Genomic DNA, 18,950 nt, shown 5'->3' on the forward strand with positions numbered 1-18,950 from the left:
CGAAGTGCAAAGATCGCAAAAATAAATGACTAAAAAAAACGTACGTTTTCTCTCGTCATTTTACAACGATTAAGAAAAGTCGTGATTGAACACGAAGTATAAAGACGATATAGAAATTCAATATACTATACATTATTATTAATTAAACATTTTAGAATTATGAACAAAAGATTTTCTACTCTTTTGGCTGCTGTAATGGTGGCAGGTGGATTGTCTTCGACTGCAATGGCAGCTGGTAAGATCTTGGATACTACCAAGTATTATCATGTGGCATTGTCGGGAGATGCAAACAGCCGTGTAATTATCGGTCATAGCGAAGATGGCAAGAGAGATTCTGTTGCTATTGTTAAGGCTGATGATATTAAACTCTATGAAGATTTTAATGCAACATTGTGGAAACCGACTGTAGAACAGAAGGTCAATGCCGCTGGTGGAGTCTATTACGAAATCAAGTTGGTGAACAAAGAAGGACAGGAATTATCTGTTTCAAAGAAGGATGTTAAAGCTTCTCAAACTTCGTTCTACAAGGCTCAGTATGCCTATATCGCATCAGATGGCATTGGTGCTATGACTGTAAACAGCGATGTAGTTTCTATTGATGAAGACGGCGTTATTACTTTTGCAAAAGGTCCGGATGCTCGTACTAACTTCTATGATGCGACTGCAGGCAAAATGTATCAGTATGCATTAGTCGTAAAAGATGGCGCTGTTAAAGTGATGATGGCAGAAGGAACTCCTACGGATGTTCCGGAGGTTTCTCCTAACGCTGCAGATTGTAAGGTTATGAGTTTATATTTAGTTGATGCTACAGCTAATGCATCAAAACCTTATTCTCTGACAGTTGCCGATTTGAGTGCAGATGTAAATGATTCTTTCGAGCTGACTTTCTCTAATGACGTAAAGAATAACGCTTTTGAAAATCCGTTTACGGCAAACAAATTACGTGCTGTTAAGTTTGATGAGATTTATACATCTGCGACTTCAACAAGCTCATTCAAAGCTGATCTGGCTGCCGCAAAGAAAATGACAGATAAAGCGTTTACAGAACTGGAAGCTGCTATTAAGGCTTGTGAAGGTGAAATTAAAACAGCTATCGATTATGCTCAGAATAATGGTGTGCCGGCAAGTACAAAATTAGGGGCAGCTATCCCTAATGCAATTGATTTGGCAGGTGCTATTGCTGATCTTGATAGAGCAAAGCAATTATATTTTAATCCGACTTCAACAACAAATGGTACTGTTCAGGATTCTTTGAATGCGGCAAATGCAAAACTTAAAGCATTGGCAGATACAACATTTACAGCTGCTGGTAAATTACCGAAGACTTCCAAATTGTTGGCTGAATACAATGCTTCAGCAGCTCAGGTAAAGAGTATGGTTGCAAAAGTAAAGAAGGCAACAAATCAGGCTTACTTTGATGTCGATTCTATTATGAATGACTATATGGTGAAACCTTATTTGGCAGCAGATGAAAAGCCGAAGTTTGACACAGAAAAGGGGACGGTAGTGAAGGCTTTATTTGCTACTGCTACTGATGGTAATTTGTTGTTTGACCAGTTCCAGACAGGTGCAGCGACTACTATTGATGCTACGAACTCGGTAAACATTCAAGCTCTTTTGACTGCTATCCATACTTCTGCATCTGAAACTAATTTTGTAACATCTAAAAATATTTTGTCAGATGATCCATCAGCGAGTGAGTTCTTAAAAGCTGAAAATCACTATGCAATTGCTATTGTTGACTCTTTTATTGATGATAAGCAAGCTTATCTCTGTGTCGACACTAACTATGTTGCTGAAAAAGAACAGTACTTCACATTTAGAGCTGATACATTGCACGCTATTGATGCAGCAGGAAAGAAAGTAGTTCCTGCTTTAGGACAACACGCAAATATGTTTGCTTTCCAGTTAACTGTAGATCCTGAGCTGATTGCGGGTGACGAAGTAACAATTAAGACTTTCATGCCGACAGCAACAGCTGCTGGTAAATGGTATTCTGAAGGTATTACACCGAAAGCTGCCCAGGTTGTTATCCGCACTTTGGCAAGTAACTCTCACCGTGAAGTGTCTGTAGCAACATCTGATGATCCTGCTACGAAGAATACGACTATCACCTTTAAACAGATTGAAGGTCCTAAACCCGCCTTTGAAGTAGGTGATGTTTATTTCATCAAGAGCCTGAAGAAAGCCGATGCAAGAAAACCGTATCAGGTAATGACTTCTACAACGGGTGATAACACGATAGTTGGTGCTGCCGCTGTATATAACAATGTTCCTGCAACTCAGTGGATCGTAACTGCTGCTAACAAGTTGGAAGGAACTTATCAATTGGCAAACCGTGATGCTAATAAAGACTTCTTTGGCTCTGCAACTAAGATCATCGTTAAGGATGCAGAAAACAACATTTATGTAACTGCAGGCAAAGACACTTTGGAAATCACTGCTGTTCCTGACATGAAAGATGAATACTTAGGTTACAAACACATCAATGATGCAGACAAAGATCATCTGACATTCAAACTGACTGCTACTAATTTCGTAAATCCGGAAGCTAAATATTATCTGACAATGGGCAAAGACTCTTCTGTAGTGGCTACTGCAGATGCAGATAAGGCACTGGAACTGAAAGCTAAGAATGGCGGAAGTTTGGTAGAACTGAACGATGCTAACTTGAGCGCTGCTTCTTATGGCTTCGAAATGTACTTGGGTGAAGATACTTTGTATTTCAGAAATGGAGACGCAGATGGCAACGATTTAATGTTGACAAAACTTGAAACAGAAGATGTTATGAAGCTGCGTCGTGTAAACGATAATGCAAGCCAGTATGAATTATTGTGGAATGTTGAGGATAATGGCAATTTGGAATCTGAAAAGATTGCAGTAGATCAGAATGGCAATGTTGTCGTTGTTGCTCCGACAGAAATCACTAACTGGGCATTCAACCTGGAATCAGCTGTAACAGAATCTTATCTGAACGTAACAGACGCTCCGAAGAATGTTACTATCTCCCTGATGGGTGACGAGGCTTCTAAGGTAACAGCTGTTAAGCCGTTCGCCGTAATCAAACGTACTGGTCTGGAACTGAAAGCCGCTGCAACGGATAACGACTTCGTTCTTGGTTTGGATACAGCTTATGTAAACCGTCCGAATAACTACCGTTATGCATATTATATCACTAAACCGGTTGATACTGCAAAGGTTGGTTCATTCGATACAAAGGCTTATATGGTAAGCTATGCAGACTCTACTTCTAATGAGACTGTTAAATATACTCAGGATGGTCTGACTCGTATCGGTTTCGTTCACGCTAACCGCGTAGAATTCGGTAACAACGATTCTCTGGCAATTGCTAAACCGAAGGCTGTTACTAAAGATACGATCAATATTGCAGATAAGAAGGGTATTACTAATGCAACATGGGCATTTGCAATCGACGAAGATAACGAAGGTTATTACAGAATCGAATCTATTCCTGCAGCCAATACAACAGCTAAGACTTATGTAAGTTATCTGAACGGTGTATTGGTATTGGGTAACAAAGGACAAGCACAGCTGTTCGCTATCAACGATACTGATATGAAACCGACAGGCAATGAAGTTATCTCAACTTCAGATGTAACAGTGATCGCTGCCGAAGGTAGTGTTCAGATCATCGGTGCTGCCGGCAAGAAAGTTGTTATCACTAACATCTTAGGTCAGACAGTTGCTAACACAGTTCTTTCTTCTGACAACGCAACAATCGCTGCTCCTGCCGGTGTAGTCGTAGTTGCTATCGAAGGCGAAGAAGCTGTAAAAGCAATCGTAAAATAAGAATGAATTTATAATCAAATAATTCGACCGCGCGGTTTTGTGCGGGATGCGCATAGAGACGGACGGCCGTCCGTCTCTACATTACGGATGAATATCCGTTTATCCCAATCAACACCAATTATCCTGCGACAGGTGAACAAGCGGTCAGATTTAATATTAATAATACTAAAGTAATGAAATTAAAAGTTCATCTGCCTTTCCCTCTGTGAAGACCGAATGCAGACAAAAAACAAGCCCCGACAGTTAGATGCTGCCGGGGCTTCGTTTTGTTATAGAAGTGAGTTCGGTTTGGATTTTCTATGAAAACGGGCCAAATTCGGTTTGGATTTTCTGGAAAAGCCGTATGAAAATTAAGTATTACATCGATTTTCCAATCAAGCAGACAAGCATCGACAGAATATCGAGGCGCACCAAATGGTTGCGTATCTCGCTGAGAGCTTTGGAGATGTGTTTTTCTACCGCTTTTTCGCTTATTTCCAGGCGGGCGGCTATTTCTTTGTTTCGCAGGTTTTCTTCGCGGCTCATTTTGTAGACTTTCCGGCATTGGGGCGGGAGGGTTTCGACGAAGGAGTCGATTTCGTTTGTGATCTCTTTCAAGAGAAGCGTGTCGTGCTGGTTGTAACTGAGGATTTCGTGGTTGATCAGTTCGTCGATCGTGTCTGCTCCTTCGATGCGTTTTTGCATCAGGGCGGAGTTGAGGTAATTGATCGAACGGTTGTAGATAGCTCGGTAGAGATAAGGCTTGATCGGTTCGTCGAAATCAATTTCTTCCTTTTTTACCCAGAGTGCCATAAAGACATCCTGCGTGATGTCTTCCGCGGCCTGCCAGTCGTTGACGAAACGGTAGGCGTAAGTGGTCAGTGCCTGGAAATAGGTATTAAACAGCTGTCCGAACAGAGACATATCGACGACTCTGCTACGCGGCGTTTTCAGGCTGTTTTCTTCCCGTCTCTTCATAACTTTCTGCTTCTCTCTGAATATTATTTAGCAAAAATAGAATTTTTTTTCAATTCGGGGTAGGGATATTCCCTTTTGTTTTGTGATAGGTATAAAGGATGTAATAAAAGATGAACGATATAGTACTGAAATATTTGCGCGGTGATGCTTCGGAAGAAGAAAAGGAACAGCTTCTCGACTGGCTCCGGGAGAGTGAGGTGAACAAGCAGTCTTTTTCCGAAATCAGGGACCGTTGGTTGGAAACGGAGGAGACTCCGGTGTCCGACCGGGATTATGTGAAGCAGGCGTTCGCCCGTTTCGCGGCCGAAGTGGAGAAGAAAGAACAGAAACGGAAGCAGCTCCGACTGTCTTTCTTCGTGAAGGTTGCCGCTTCCGTCGCCCTGTTGCTGGTTTGTTCGTTAGGCAGTTATTTTGCCGGACAAAAGCGGTTCTTCAACCTCTCTCCGGAAGAGCAATTGGTAATGAACCGTGTCATTATGGGAAAAGACAGCAAAGGCTCCGTGACTCTGCCGGACGGAACGACCGCCTGGCTGAATGCTAACAGCGTACTGGTCTATCCGGAGCATTTCCAAGCCGGTAAACGCCAGGTGAAGCTGGAAGGTGAAGGCTACTTCGAGGTCGTACGAGATGAACAGGCGCCTTTCTTCGTCGAAACGGACGGGATGACGGTAAATGTGTTGGGAACTCACTTCAATGTGCGTAACTATAAAAACCGGGAAACAGTCGAGACCGCTTTGCTTTCGGGGAAAGTGGAAGTCTTTTTGCCGGGATTGGATAAGGGAATCATCTTGAAGCCAAACCAGAAGATATCTTGTAACAAACAGAGCGGCACTTATAATCTGGCTGAAGTGGACGCCTCCGATTATATAATCTGGATAGGCGATAAGCTGGTTTGCACGAATGAAAAGCTGTCGGTTGTCCTGCACCGGATGAAGCATTGGTATAACCTGGATATAGAATGCCGGAAAGGTGTTCCGCTCGACCAGCGCCTGTCGCTGACGATCCGGAAGGAATCGCCGGAAGAAATACTGAAATTGTTAACTCTGATCAGTCCGATCCGTTATACGATCGATGGAGATAAAATAATTATAAGTCCTAAATAATAACGATAAAGAAAATTGCCTATGATCTAAGATTCGGAGAAACATTAAAAAAAATCAGGCAGATGTTACCAGCATCCGCCTGATGTAAACTAAACAAACTGCTCTCAAAGGTGAAAGCGTGAGAGCAAAATGTAAAACTTTAAACATTCAAATGTATGAAAAAAAAGTCCACGTATGGGATTGCCATACCTATTCTTAACATTAATTTATTCAGGAAAATGAAGCTAATACTTTTATTTGTCGCCATTTCCTTCCTCCAACTGTCTGCAGTGGAAAGCTATGCCCAGAATGCAAAGATCAATCTGAGCTTGTCTGATGTGACGCTTGAAGAAGCGATCAGGACCATTGAAGCGAATACGCAGTTTGTATTCTTTTTCAATAACTCGGCTGTCGATATGACGAAACATGTTAACCTCGATGTCAAAAACGGGAATATTAAGGAAGTACTGAACCAGATTCTATCTTCTTATAAATATCGTATAGAAGATAATAAGATTGTCCTTTTGGGCGCTGTACAGCAGGACGGTAAGATTACCGGCGTCGTTTCGGATGCTTTCGGTCCGATTGCCGGTGCCAATGTTGTCGTGAAAGGGACGACGAACGGGACGATTACCGATATGAACGGTAATTTCTCGCTCGATGCTCCGAAAGGTGCCAAACTGCAGGTGTCTTATATCGGCTATATCACAAAAGAACTGACTGTAGGCGACCAGACGAGCTATACAATCCAGCTCGCCGAAGATTCACAGGCTTTGGAAGAAGTGGTCGTTGTCGGCTACGGTACGGAAAAGAAAGTGAACGTGATCGGTTCGATCGCCCAGATCGGCAGCGAGAAACTGGAAAACCGTTCGACTCCGCAGCTGTCGAATGCCTTGACCGGACAGATGGCGGGTGTGACCGTTATCCAGCGTTCGGGACGTCCGGGTAATAGCGGCGGCGAAATCCGCGTGCGTGGTGTCGGCACGTTTACCAATGCGGACGACGATAAGGCGGCAACCAAGTCGGATGCATTGGTTCTGATCGATGGCATTCCGGGTAAGCTGAACGATGTCAGCTCGGAAGATGTCGAATCAATCTCCGTGTTGAAGGATGCTTCTACGGCTGCCATCTACGGATCGCGTGCTGCAAACGGGGTTATCCTGGTGACGACGAAGACCGGAAGGGAAGGTAAAGTCTCTGTTGGTTATAACGGATATGTTGGTTTCAATACGCCGACCGCACTGCCTGAGTTTGCGGATACCTGGCAATATGCCACTCTCTATAATGAAGCCGTAGGACGCGAAGCCTATACGCCGGAAGAAATCCAGAAGTTCAGGGACGGAAGCGATCCGGACCATTATGCAAACGCACGCTATCTGGATGAAGTTTTCTCACGCAAGGGGTTACAGACCGGACATGACGTGACGGTGAACGGCGGTAATGCGCAGAACCGCTACATGGTGTCGTTCGGCTACCTGAAACAGAACGGTATCGTGGAAAAGAACGATTACCAGCGCTATAACGCCCGCGTCAACCTTATCAACGAACTCCTGCCGGGATTGAAGCTGACCACCCGTCTCTCGGGTATGTATGGCAACCGGAAGGAACCGATGGCTCCAGGCGGTGACGATGCCGACAATATGTTGGTGCTTATTCAGAAGGCATTGCGTTTCCCCGGCCTGACTCCGACTATTCTGTCAGACGGGACTTTCGGCGCCGGACGTGAATTGCACGGGACGCCTGCCGGATGGATCAAGAGCGATTCTTTCTATGAAAACCCGGAATTTTCGATGAATGCGAATGTCCGTTTGGATTATAACCCGATAAAAGATTTACAATTGTCAGCAATCGGTGCTTATACCTATACGAACTCAGAAGAACGCACATACCGTTCGACCATGAAACTGTCCGGTGACCGTGTGTTAGGTCCTTCCGAGTTGAAACACAAAATGGGAAAGACGATCTATAAGACTTTCCAGGCTACGGCTGAATATAATAAGAAGTTCGGTGGACATTCTTTCGGAATCCTGGCCGGTTATTCCTGGGAGCAGGAAGACTACCGCTATGTGCAGGGCTCACGCGATAAGTTTCCCGGCAACGACCTGCCATATCTGAATGCCGGTTCTCCGGACAACCAGAAGTCTGTCGGTACGGGTAATGCCTGGGCGATCCAGTCCGGTTTCGGCCGTCTCCGCTATAACTTCAACGAACGCTATTTGTTCGAATCGACAGTCCGTTACGACGGTTCTTCCCGCTTCCCGAAAAGCAAGAAGTTCGGTTTCTTCCCCTCTTTAGCTGCCGGTTGGAGACTTTCGGAAGAAAACTTCTTCAAGGAAAACGAATCGTTGGGCTTTATCTCCAACCTGAAGCTGAAAGCATCATGGGGACGCTTAGGTAACCAGAATATCGGTAATTATCCGTATCAGTCGGTATATGAATTAGGCCAGAACTATCCGTTTGGCGATACATACACACAAGGTGCGGCTGTTACGACAGCTGTCGACCCGACTATCAAATGGGAGGAAACGGAAACGATCGACGGTGGTCTGGAAGCTGTTTTGTGGAACGGCCTGTTGAGCGTGAACGCTTCTTACTTCACCCGCCGTACATACGACATTTTGTATAAACCGAGCGGAAGCGTTTCCTCTGTCCTGGGGCAGAAGATTTCGGAAATGAACACCGGAGAGTTGAAGAACTTCGGTTGGGAATTTGAAGTCGGACATCGCAATAAGATCGGTGATGTTTCATATAATGTAAACGCCAACTTGTCTATCATCAAGAATAAGCTGACCACTTTAGGTGTCGGTAACGTAGAGCAGCTCAATGGTTTGGTCGGTAACGGCAGTGACCTGTTTGTCGGCTATCCGATTAATATGTACTACGGCTACCTGTCGGACGGCGTGTTCCTGGATGAGAACGATATTAAAGGTTGGCACGACCAGAGTAAAGTGACGCCTAACCCGCAGCCCGGAGACATCCGTTATAAGGATATCAGCGGTCCGGACGGTGTGCCCGACGGTAAGATCGATCCGAACTACGACCGTGTTTACTTGGGTTCACGCATTCCGAAGTTCACGTTCGGTCTGAACCTGGGTGTGGAATATAAAGGTGTCGACCTGTCTGTCCTGTTGCAAGGTGTAGCCGGTGTGACCGGTATGCTCGACGGCTTTGCCGGCTGGGCGTTCAGAGGTGACGGTAATATCCAGAAATGGCAGGCGGAAGGACGTTTCGATCCGGCCAATCCGACCCGCTACCCGGCTTATCCGAGGCTGGAGGACTTGAGTAACTCTGTGACTCCGAACATTGTTTCTTCTGATTTCTGGGTACAGGATGCTTCTTATATCCGTTTGAAGAATATCCAGTTAGGCTATTCTTTCCCGAAAAAGATGTTACAGGCGGCCAAGATCACGAATTTGCGCGTGTATGTACAGGCCGAGAATCCTTTGTGCTGGAATAAGTATAAACCAGGATGGGACCCGGAAATCAATACATCCGGAAACTATTATCCGATTTTGGCAACTTATACAATTGGTGTAAACTTTAAATTCTAAAAGTCATGAAACGAATCAAATATTTTATTTTTACCTTGCTGGCAGCAACGACAACTTTCGTATCGTGTGACCTGGACCGGAGTCCGCTGGATAAGTTCGCAGAAGATGTGTTCTGGACCAGCGAAGATAATGCCGAACTGGCTCTGACCGGGGTCTATAAAGGGGAAATCCTGTTTAACTCTCCTGAATATACGCCGACCGACTGGTGGTCGTACGGTGGTCTGATCTTTATGGAGTTTCCGACGGATAATGCTTATGATCGTCGCGGGACGAACTCCAATTTCCATAAGATTTCAAACGGAGCTTTATTGTCGAATAATGCTTATACGGAAGCATATTGGAAGAACTCATATTCCAAAATTGCCCGTTGCAACCGTTTTCTGGAAGGTATCGTCAATTTGAGCGATCCGGCTGTCGTAGCCCGTTTCACAGCTGAAGCCCGTTTTATCCGCGCCGCCCAGTACTTCTATCTGTCCCAGTTCTTCCAGGATGTGCCTTTGGTAACGAAGGTGCTGACGAAGGATGAGGCAAATACGGTGACAAAAACATCGAAAGCGGATATTACCGAGTTTATTATTAAAGAGTTCACGGAGGCTGCCGCCGACCTGCCCCGTTTCAAGGATCTGAAAGGATCTGAAACCGGACGTGCCAACAAGCAGGCATCCCTGGCTTTCCTGGGACGTACCCTGCTGGCTGCCAAGAAATATAGCGAAGCTGCCGCCGCCTTTAAGCAGATTATAGACCTGGGCGACAATGCGATCGATCCGGATTACGCCTCCCTTTTCTTACCGTCAAACGAGAACAGTAGCGAGAATATCTTTTCAACGCAGTATTTGCAGGACCAGGCCGGTAACGCCCTGCCGCAGCATGCTTTCCCCGTAAAAGACGGCGGTTGGTGTCTGATTAACGTGGCAGCCGGTTTGTTCGAAGCCTATCAGTTCAGAGACGGTACGCCGTTTAGCTACGACAGTCCGCAGTACGATCCGGTAAACTTGGGCAAAAACCGGGACCCGCGTCTGGATTATACGATCTATTATAACGGATCGACCTTTAAAGGCGCTGTCTACGACTGCCATCCGGATTCTCAAAGCCCGGATAAGGTGATGGGCGGACAGACCACACAGACCGGTCTGATGATGCGTAAGTATTTCGACGAAACATTCTCCGGCAACCTGAACAGCTACGGTGGAAATGTTCCTGTTATCCGTTACGCAGAAGTCCTGCTGAGCTATCTGGAAGCCAAATTGGAGGCAGGCGAAGGCATTACGCAGGCTTTATTGGATGAAACCATCAATAAGGTAAGAGGTCGTGCATCTGTACAGATGCCGGCAATCACGGAAGTGAATGCCGCAAAGCTGCGTCCTATCCTCCGGAACGAACGCCGTGTCGAACTGGCCATGGAAGGTATCCGCTATTGGGACTTGCTCCGTTGGGGTATTGCACATGAAGCATTAAATGGCGATATTTACGGCGCTCCTTTCCCCGGCTCGAAACGCGTAAGCGCCAAACCGGACGGAGAAGTGGATAAATACGGCAGATGGTGGGTGAACAGCCGCGCTTTCCGTCAGGATCAGGACTACAAATGGCCGATCCCGCAGTCTGAACAGGATATCAATCCGAACTTGCGGTAAAACATACAAATGATACTTGATACGAGACAAATAAATTATTATCATGAAATCAACAATCATGTTAGGAATAGGGGCCACTTTGCTGGCCTCCTGTTCCGGTAACAAACCAAAAGCAGAAGAGAAAACAACGCCGCAGAAGCCGAACGTTATTTTCCTGATAGCCGATGATATCGGTTATGGCGACCTGAGTTGTAACGGATCGAAGACGATTCACACGCCGAATGTGGAGAAGCTGGCGGCGCAGGGTGTTCGCTTTACGGATGCACATGCTGTGGCTGCAACCAGTACGCCCTCGCGTTACTCGTTATTCACCGGGCATTATGCCTGGCGACGGAATGATACGGGGATTGCCGCCGGAGATGCCGGTATGGTGATCCGTCCCGAACAACCGACGGTTGCCGATATGTTCCGCGAATGTGGTTACACGACCGGTGCGATCGGGAAGTGGCACTTAGGATTGGGTGACAAAACCGGTACGCAGGATTGGAACGGCTTTATCACGCCCGGACCGACGGATATCGGTTTCGACTATTCTTATCTGATGGCTGCAACTGCCGACCGTGTTCCCTGCGTCTTTGTGGAGAACCAGCGGATTGTCAATCTCGATCCGAACGATCCGATTGCTGTCAGCTATAAAGAACCGTTCCCCGGCGAGCCGTTGGGAAAGGATCATCCGGAAATGTTGACGAAGCTCAAACCAAGTCCGAACCATGGACATGATATGGCGATCGTGAACGGTATTTCCCGTATCGGTTATATGAAGGGTGGCAAACAGGCTTTGTGGGAAGATGAAAACATTGCAGATAGCATTACGGTTAAGGCTGTCCAGTTCATCGAAAACCATAAGGACGAACCGTTCTTCCTGTATGTCGGAACCAACGATGCACACGTTCCCCGCTGGCCGCATCCGCGTTTCGTGGGCAAGAGCGGCATGGGACCTCGTGGCGACGCTTTGTTGCAATTCGACTGGACAGTCGGACAGATTATGGATGCTTTGGATAAGGCAGGTTTGACGGAAAACACGTTGATCGTCTTGAGTAGTGACAATGGTCCTGTCGTGGACGATGGTTATGCAGACCGCGCTGTCGAACTTCTCGGCGATCATAAGCCTTGGGGACCTTTCCGGGGTGGCAAATACAGTATTTTCGAAGCCGGAACACGTATCCCGATGGTCGTAAGCTGGCCGGCACAGGTGAAACCGGGTGTTTCGAATGCTTTGGTTTCCCAAGTGGACTTGTATGCTTCTATGGCGAGCCTGATGGGTAAGACATTGGAGCCGGGAGCCGGTCCCGACAGCCAGGACTATTTAGATGCATTCCTGGGTAAAGACCTGAAAGGACGCGATTATGTGGTTGAAGTTGCAGGTGCGCTTTCCATTTCCGACGGCGAATGGAAATATATCGCTCCGAGCAATGGCGCCGCCTATCAAAAACTGACCAATATCGAATTGGGAAACAGCAAAGAAGAACAGCTTTACAATCTGAAACAGGATATCGGCGAAAAGAAGAATCTGGCAGCCGAACACCCGGAAATAGTAGCAAAACTGAAAGCTATTTTAGAGAAAGAGAAGGCAAAATAATCTTTTTTGACAAAGTGTGAAAGCGCCTGTAGGTAATCTAAAAAACATTCCTACAGGCGTTTTTTCTTTTTTTATCAGGAATAGAGGTTATCTTTGCAAATCATTAGGCAGAAAAAAGAAGGATAATGCTGGGATTGATAAGTAAAGGAATTGTGATAGGTATATTGGTTTCCGCCCCGATGGGTCCGATCGGTATGCTGTGTATACAACGAACGCTGAACAAAGGACGTTGGCACGGGTTTGTCACCGGGTTGGGCGCTGCCCTGTCGGATGTGATCTATGCCGCGCTGACCTGCTTAGGAATGGGAGTGGTCGTGAACTTTGTCGAAGCGAATCAGGCCCCGCTCCAGTTAATTGGTAGCATCGTATTAGGCGTTTTCGGCTATTACATTTTCCAGTCTAATCCCGTACGGAACCTAAAAAAGCGACGGGAAAAAAAGTTATCGTTTACACAGGATTTTATTACAGCTTTTCTTCTTACCTTTAGCAACGTCTTAATTGTACTGTTATATATCGGTCTGTTTGCCCGCTTCGGTTTTGTCTTGCCGGAGCATTCGGTCTGGATGCTGTTAGGAGGCATTGGTTTTATAGGAGTGGGAGCTGTACTCTGGTGGTTCGGGATCACGTATGTAATAGCGAAATTGAAGAAATGGTTTAACGTGCGAGGTATATGGCTATTGAATCGGATTGTGGGATCGGTGATTATTGTGCTGGCTGTTATCGGGGCTGTGTCTGTGTTGCTGACTTCTTATTTCCATTTGCCATTACTCCAAATCTATAATTGAAATGAAGAAACTGAAAGTCCCTTATTTGGCAACGCTGGATGTTCTGGACCTGTCGTCCGTCGGCTTTTTAATGGAGAGCAAGGCCCAGCGAGAGTATATTGACGTGATTAACTGGGAAGAATATCCCTATAAGCCTATCGTGGCATTCGATATAGCAAGGTCGGATGTCAATTTGTATATCCGCTATTTTGTAAAAGGGAACTCCCTGAAAGCGCTCCATGAGGTAGACGGCTCGCCTGTATATACGGACAGCTGTGTCGAGTTCTTTATGAAACGGGTGGATGACCACAACTATTACAACTTCGAGTTTAACTGTATCGGTACGTGCGACGCATCACATCGCGAATCCCGTGATGTCAAACAGTCTCTGTCGCCGGAAGAGTACGCTTCTATCCGCCGTTATTCCACTATGGAACATACTGCGTTTCCGGAGAAATTAGGTGTGCATGCTTGGGAACTGGTCGTCTCAATCCCTTTCCGTGTGATGGGACTCGATCCGGAAAACTTGCCGGAAAAGATTATGGGCAACTTCTATAAATGTGCGGATGATACCGAATTTCCACATTTCGTCAGCTGGAGCCCGATCGATCTGCCGTCGCCCAATTTCCATTGTCCGGGGTTCTTCGGGGAAATCTATTTATAGTGTCTGTGTCCTGGCGGGCTTGACCCGCCATCTCATCTTAATCATTGTCAGTTTAGTATGAGGTTGCGGGTCAAGCCCGCCATGACACGCTAAAGCGTTAGAACTTACTTTTGATACATTATCATTTTCGATGCTTAAAACAGATAATGCAGGTCAACATTATGGGATTTCGATACTGAAATGCGATAATGTTGATCTGCATTATTATTTTGCACCGGTACGGTTTAGAGCTTTACTTCTGAGATACTGGCATTGCCGGAGGTAATCACGATGCGGATATCGCTGGCGGTGGTGCCTTTGAACCGGTATGTCTTCAATTCGTTAGTCGCATCGACCACTCCTTCGTAAACAGTCAGGAACTGGCCTCCGCCGCCGGATAGCTGGATTTCGAATTTGGCATCTTTGCTTTTTTCTTTCCAGGCAATCGCTATGCTGTTGGGCGAAGCGTTGTTTTCGAGTGCGAAGGTGATGTATTCGCCTTCGTTGGCTTTCCAGGCTGTGGACAGGTTACCGTCCAGGACTCGTGCCGCTGTCTCTTGTGAAGAACTGGCTATTACGGATCTTTGCTGATGGGCGGAGGCGGGTGAGGCAGCCTGCTCTTTCCCGTATTCTACCACTGTGAAACGGTCATTCAGGCGGATGTCTTCGGAAGAGGCTCCGACCATTACTTTGAAATCTCCCGGTTCGACAACCCAGTGGTTATCGCTGTTCAGTAGTTGCAGGTCGCGCGGCTCTATGGTGAAGGTCACCTCTTTTGTCTCCCCCGGATTCAGATGGATGCGGTCGAAGCCACAAAGGTTCTTTTCGTAAGTCGTGACGGAGCTGATGACGTCACGTACATATAACTGTACGACCTCATCGCCGGCGCGTTTACCCGTATTGGTCACTTTGCAGCGTACGGTGACCGGTTGGATATGTGTGACGACAGACGGCTGGATGGATATGTCCGAGTATTCGAATGTCGTGTAGCTCAACCCGTAGCCGAACGGATATAGCGGGCCGTTTACGCGGGACATATTGCCGTTCAGCCCTTTGTTCCCTCCTCCGTCGATCTGTGCGTTCGGCTTGGTCGGGAAGTTGAAAGGAATCTGTCCGACTGTTTTCGGGAAGGTCACGGTCAATTTACCGCCCGGATTGTAGTCCCCGAACAGGGCGTCTGCAATAGCCGTACCGCCTTGCGAGCCCGGATACCAGGCTTCGAGGATAGCTGGAACATATTTGTCCGCCCAGTTGATCGAGAGCGGGCGTCCGTTAATCAATATCAGCACGACCGGTTTGCCAGTTGCGGCAACCGCCTGAAGCAAGTCGAGCTGTCGGCCCGGCAGTTCCAGGCTGGAACGCGATTTGTTTTCTCCGCAAGTGCGGCTGCTACCGCCGAGCACAACGACTGCGACGTCGCTCTTCCGGGCGTTTTCGACCGCTTTGTCTATTTCACTCTGCTCTTCGCTTGTCAACGGATAACGGTATAACTCCGATTCCGGCCAGTTGGCGTCTACCAGGTCGCAGCCTTTGGTGAAAAGCACTTCCGTTCCCGGTTTCACTTTCTTTTGAATGCCTTCTAATACAGTTGTCACCTCTACGGCCAACGGGCCATAGTGTGTCAAGGCATAAGCTCCTTCGTCAGCGTTCGGGCCGCATACGGATATCTTGGAAACGCTGTTTATATCCAATGGAAGGACAGCATTTTCGTTCTTCAGCAAAACAAGCGATTCTTTAGAAGCCTGCAAGGCAATCTGCTGGTTCTCGGCGCTGTTCACCTCCTTGTCCGCCTCTTTCAAGTCGATCTGGTAAGGCTGGTCGAACAGTCCGACCAGGAATTTCACGCGCAGGATGTCGCGTACACGGTCGTCGATTGTCGACATCGGGATGGCTCCCTCCGCGATCAGCTCGCGCAACGGCAGCACGTAGGAATCCGGCGAGCGGAACGTACAACGTATGTTCAACCCCGCCAATACGCTTTGCAGGACGGATTCTTTCATATCGGCCGCCGTCCCGTGCTTCGAGAAAAGGTATTCGACCGCATCACTGTCCGAAACGACATATCCCCGGAAGCCGAACTCGCCGCGCAGGCGTGTCGTCAGCCAGTAATAGCTGCTTTGGACCGGGAAACCGTCGTAATCATTGTAGGCGCTCATCGCCCCCAGGATGCCGGCTTCTTTGATCACCCGCTTCCAAGGGTAAACATGGATCATTTCCACCTCGCGCGGTGACATCTGCGGGTCCACGCGCGCCATTCCTTCGCGTCCGCCTTTATTATTGCTGTAAGCGATGTAATGTTTGGATGTCGCCGCCACCTGGTAGTCGGTCTGCATTCCCTTTGCCATCTGTATGCCTAATTCGGCAACGAGATAAGGGCTTTCGCCGTAGACCTCTTCATAGCGTCCCCAACGCTGGTCGCGGCCGACGTCGAGGATCGGAGCGTAGACATTCGTATATCCTAACAGGCGGCCTTCGCGTCCGGTGATATAGCCGACTTTGTGGATCAGGTCGCGGTTCCAGGTGTGTCCTAATCCCAACTGTGTGGGGAAGTTGGTCGCGATATAACTTTCCACACCCCGGATTCCTTCGTTGGTGAAATCCGTCGGGATGCCGAGCCGCGTCTCTTCGATGAAGAAACGTTGTACTTCGTTGAGTGCCCACGCATGGCGCGATGCCGGCCAGACGTATGGATTGTCGGAAGGCGGAAGTCCCCATTGCTGGAAACCGTTCAGGTGTTCGTCGATTGCGCCCATGCCGTCTTTCCAGAGCTGGTTCTTCCATTCCGGCGTCGGCAGGTCGTCTTTCAGCACCCGCTTGTAGCCGTAGAGCGTCACCATCTGGCAGGTCTTTTCTTCGACGTTCATTTGTGACAGAAGGTCCTCGATACGCGCGTCGAGCGGTGCCGTGGGGTCTTCATATACATCCTTTTTCCCGTTTTTGTTGAAGTCGATCCAACCGTTCCGGTAAATGGACTTGTTCGTTAATTTGTAGGTGTCCGGTATCCGGATTTCCTGTTGTGTTTTGTTTTGTGCCAGTGTGCAGAATGCCCCCGACAGGACAATGCACGACGCAATGGCGGCAAGTCTGTTCTTCTTCATGGATTATAATTTGATGTCGTTCAGTTCTACTAATTTGTTAACAATGGCGTACACGGTCAGACCGCTGGCACTATGGATTTGCAGCTTCCGGGCAATGTTTCGGCGGTGTGTGACGACAGTATGCGTGGAAAGGAACAGGCGGTCGGCGATCTCGCGGTTCGTCATACCCTTGACAACACAGACAACGATTTCCTTTTCGCGTGTGCTGAGTGTTTGTTGTTCTTCGTTTCCGGCTTCTTCGGCCGGTGGCGTGTGGAGGAGTTCCAGTTTATGGCGCAGCTCGTCCGGACTGTCGTATATGCTGATCTGCTCGTCGTAAGGGCGGAGCAGCGTGTGATCGGCGACGGCATACAGCAGGGCGATGCATTTCATCTCCGTGCAGCCCGCCTCTTCCTTGATCTGTTGCAGGGAGAAACAGCCCGGAATCGCGGGGTTGATGACCAGCATGTCGGGCCTCTGCGAGCGAAGCGTTTCCAGCAGAAGCTCCATGGTGGCAATTTCAACGACCTGGATGCGGAAGCCGGGAAGCCGTTTCAACACCGTTTCCAATCCGCTTCGGATGATAGCGGACGGATCGGCAATAGCTATCGTTAATAAGGTATTCATCGGATCACTTGATTGTTTTTTCCAATGCCAGGATCGCCGGCACGAAAAGATAGTCCTCGACGTGATTATGGGAAGCCAGATCCTGTTCGGTCGCAAAGATATCGAACAAGACGCTGTTCAACAGGTTGCTGCCTGGCCCCGGATAATATTTGATCAGGATATTTTTGAGTTCGATAATCTTCATCTCGATCTGGTCGTGATGTTTACGGAAGATCGTGATATTGTATTTCGGGTCCTTTACGCCCTTCAACAGCCCCTTTACATACGGGAACACCGTTTTCTCTTCGTAGGACATATGTTTGTTGACCTCTGCGGCATAGTCGTCAAAGAATTTGGTAATGACGAAAGCCACGTCTGACGGACAATCCATAATGGCATCCGTCAGTTTGCGGCGTATATGCGGCAACCGGAAATCCAGAAAATAGGCATGCGCGTTATGCAGATAAGTGATCAAAGCCTCGATAGACAGGCATTTGTCAATATTAGTCATCGGTGCCGAAACATCTTCCGTCAGAAAGTTCACGACGGCGAGGAACGTGCAGGGATCGACGCCGTTCTGCCGGCATACCTCTCCGATGTTCTTTTCTCCGAATCCGAGTGCGATGCCGAAGCGGCTCATGACAAGCACCATCGGATAGTTCTCGCAGATCAGATCGCTCATTTTGTCGGTTTCCCGATATTTACCATTCTTATACATAGGCTTTTTTCTCTCTTGTCTTGGTGTTTGAATAGCCCAAAGATACATAAAAAATAGATTCCGCAGGCAGCGCTTACGAAATTAGTAAATTCGGAATACCAAGTAGTTTCAGCTGGAAAAATATTTGAAACTAAAGTTTCAGAAAGATTCTTACTTTGAAACTAAAGTTTCATGCCGATGGAACTAAAGTTTCCTCGGACGAAAATTTAGTTTCCTGCCGTGAAACTTTAGTTTCGACCGCAGACACTTTAGTTTCGCGTCGGGAAGCAAATGATCAGCCTGTTTTTGGAAAAATATCTGTCTTGAATAGGGGCTAAAAAGGGCCTTTTTAGGCGGCTATCTGCGAAAAAGCGTTTTTTTACATTTTGGCGGTTTTCGTAATTGGTTGATTAATAGCAATGTAATACATTATATAATGTACGCGTAAAAGGGCTGTTTTAGGGGGTAAAATGGGGTGCGAAATTGAATGTAAGACGTTGAATTATAAAAAGATAGGAAGCCGTTTGGAAATGACTAATGAAAACGTACGTTT

General features: G+C 47.3%; 11 protein-coding genes. 7 read left to right on the forward strand and 4 right to left on the reverse strand.

Features of this window, described 5'->3' with window-relative positions; genetic code table 11:
• Positions 1–159: 159 nt before the first annotated feature.
• Positions 160–3,810, forward strand: coding sequence for a DUF6383 domain-containing protein (locus DWU89_RS18975; RefSeq protein WP_147292150.1), 3,651 nt, complete (start codon positions 160–162; stop codon positions 3,808–3,810).
• Between the two features lie 357 nt (positions 3,811–4,167).
• Here the strand turns inward: DWU89_RS18975 and DWU89_RS18980 are convergent, their stop codons facing one another.
• Positions 4,168–4,767, reverse strand: a complete 600-nt coding sequence (locus DWU89_RS18980; protein ID WP_115501205.1) for an RNA polymerase sigma-70 factor — start codon at positions 4,765–4,767, stop codon at positions 4,168–4,170.
• Positions 4,768–4,877: 110 nt separating this feature from the next.
• On the opposite strand from DWU89_RS18980, the gene DWU89_RS18985 reads away from it, so the two are divergent.
• From DWU89_RS18985 to DWU89_RS19010, 6 genes are all read left to right on the forward strand, one after another.
• Positions 4,878–5,870 carry a FecR family protein gene (locus DWU89_RS18985; protein ID WP_115501206.1) on the forward strand — a complete coding sequence of 331 codons (993 nt, stop codon included), beginning with the start codon at positions 4,878–4,880 and terminating at the stop codon, positions 5,868–5,870.
• 218 nt (positions 5,871–6,088) lie between these two features.
• Positions 6,089–9,400: a TonB-dependent receptor gene (locus DWU89_RS18990; protein WP_244205952.1), complete on the forward strand. Its 3,312-nt coding sequence runs from the start codon at positions 6,089–6,091 to the stop codon at positions 9,398–9,400.
• Positions 9,401–9,405: 5 nt separating this feature from the next.
• Positions 9,406–11,031, forward strand: a complete 1,626-nt coding sequence (locus DWU89_RS18995) for a RagB/SusD family nutrient uptake outer membrane protein (protein ID WP_115501208.1) — start codon at positions 9,406–9,408, stop codon at positions 11,029–11,031.
• Between the two features lie 43 nt (positions 11,032–11,074).
• Entirely contained in the window at positions 11,075–12,610 is a 1,536-nt protein-coding gene (locus DWU89_RS19000) for a sulfatase family protein (protein WP_115501209.1), read from the forward strand.
• 125 nt (positions 12,611–12,735) lie between these two features.
• Positions 12,736–13,395: a LysE family translocator gene (locus tag DWU89_RS19005; protein WP_115501210.1), complete on the forward strand. Its 660-nt coding sequence runs from the start codon at positions 12,736–12,738 to the stop codon at positions 13,393–13,395.
• Between the two features lies 1 nt (position 13,396).
• Positions 13,397–14,038 carry a carbohydrate-binding family 9-like protein gene (locus DWU89_RS19010; protein ID WP_115501211.1) on the forward strand — a complete coding sequence of 214 codons (642 nt, stop codon included), beginning with the start codon at positions 13,397–13,399 and terminating at the stop codon, positions 14,036–14,038.
• A 224-nt stretch (positions 14,039–14,262) separates the two neighbouring features.
• On the opposite strand, the gene DWU89_RS19015 is transcribed toward DWU89_RS19010, so the two are convergent.
• Genes DWU89_RS19015 through DWU89_RS19025 form a run of 3 tightly spaced genes read right to left on the reverse strand, consistent with a single transcriptional unit; the run spans position 14,263 to position 18,418 of the window.
• The gene (locus tag DWU89_RS19015; protein ID WP_115501212.1) at positions 14,263–17,115 is read right to left on the reverse strand and encodes a beta-glucosidase; all 2,853 of its coding nucleotides are present in this window, start codon (positions 17,113–17,115) and stop codon (positions 14,263–14,265) included.
• Between the two features lie 3 nt (positions 17,116–17,118).
• On the reverse strand, positions 17,119–17,721 hold the full coding sequence (locus DWU89_RS19020) for a response regulator transcription factor (protein WP_115501213.1): 603 nt from the start codon (positions 17,719–17,721) through the stop codon (positions 17,119–17,121).
• Positions 17,722–17,725: 4 nt separating this feature from the next.
• On the reverse strand, positions 17,726–18,418 hold the full coding sequence (locus DWU89_RS19025) for a hemerythrin domain-containing protein (protein ID WP_187574952.1): 693 nt from the start codon (positions 18,416–18,418) through the stop codon (positions 17,726–17,728).
• Positions 18,419–18,950: the final 532 nt, after the last annotated feature.

Origin of the sequence: Parabacteroides acidifaciens (genome assembly GCF_003363715.1) — a bacterium.
Taxonomy (GTDB): Bacteria; Bacteroidota; Bacteroidia; order Bacteroidales; family Tannerellaceae; genus Parabacteroides; species Parabacteroides acidifaciens.